2 protein-coding genes are annotated in these 1,052 nt (G+C 48.1%); both read right to left on the reverse strand.

Annotation, left to right across the window (positions count from 1 at the left end):
* Positions 1 to 13: 13 nt before the first annotated feature.
* The gene (locus tag ACVRRC_RS21860; RefSeq protein WP_131680333.1) at positions 14 to 340 is read right to left on the reverse strand and encodes a hypothetical protein; all 327 of its coding nucleotides are present in this window, start codon (positions 338 to 340) and stop codon (positions 14 to 16) included.
* Positions 340 to 903, reverse strand: coding sequence for a hypothetical protein (locus tag ACVRRC_RS21865; protein WP_131680332.1), 564 nt, complete (start codon positions 901 to 903; stop codon positions 340 to 342). The genes ACVRRC_RS21860 and ACVRRC_RS21865 overlap by 1 nt, the downstream gene beginning before the upstream one ends.
* Between the last annotated feature and the right edge of the window lie 149 nt (positions 904 to 1,052).

The raw sequence follows: 1,052 nt of genomic DNA on the forward strand, positions 1-1,052 counted from the left end.
AGTTTTTGAATGTTCACGCTTCTTTTTCCGTGTAAATGATGGACGCCCCTTTCCAGCGGTTAGCCATATTGATAATAAAGTTTGGGTCGATACCACGCACAGCCTCATCCGCCATGCGCTGTAAATCGTGTGGTACGCCGACAATATTGAGCGACATACAAAGACCTGAGGCGTACTCACTTAATAGCGTAGCGGCCAGCTCAGGCGTTGAAACACCGCGTGCGATTTCATCCCGTCGTGCGGACAATACAGCACCGAATTGGGCATAAACATCATTTCGAATAGCGTCAAGCAAATGCGGCCAAATAGTACCTTCGGGTAGATCACCGAGTCGATTCATCAGAAAATCCTCACGAGAAAATCAGGGGTTGATTGTTTGGTATAGATATTACCATAGCAAGGTTCACCATCGAATGATTCCCATCCCCAGGCGGAGTCTACTGGAGCACCTTTGAGCACCCTCTCAATGCGTGGCAGTTGAAGCTGAGCTTCGTCATGCTGTGCGGGGTTAGTCTGCTTAAGCATCGGTAGGATCCGATTACCCATTTCCCACAGGTGGAACAGGATACTTTCATTTACGCCAGGCCTTGCTATCGCATGTATCTCAGGGAGTATTCTTTGAATGCGGCTTAACTGATATTCCCAGTTCACATAAAGGTCAACCTCCGCCTCGATTGCGGTGCGGTCGGTAATGATATGCGCGCCGTAGATCCGGTGCATTAACACGACGACGTCCAGTTCACACAATCCGTCATTGAGGAAGTTGAAGGTCGGCAAATTGAAGTACATGAATTGAAGGTAAGCAACGGCCATATTCACCTGGCGCAAGTTCATCGTCGTTTCTATTGCGTAAAAATCATCTTTTCGAATGGCGTAAGTATGGGTAATGCGAAACTTGTTCATTGTTGTCTACCTATTTTCCAGTGTCCTGGGATCACATCGCTGACACGTAAAAGCGGTGCGTGCGCTCCATCTGAGGGATAACGTTCGTTCAAAGCGGTGAATACTTCATCGGCATCCATATCCGTGAGACGAAAATCATCCACCAGCCG

It is taken from the genome of Stutzerimonas sp. LR2, from assembly GCF_055755175.1.

Excerpts from the sequence above, each read along its gene's own strand:
- ACVRRC_RS21865 (WP_131680332.1), bottom strand. The coding sequence starts at position 903 with ATGAACAAGTTTCGCATTACCCATACTTACGCCATTCGAAAAGATGAT.
- ACVRRC_RS21860 (WP_131680333.1), bottom strand. The coding sequence starts at position 340 with ATGAATCGACTCGGTGATCTACCCGAAGGTACTATTTGGCCGCATTTG.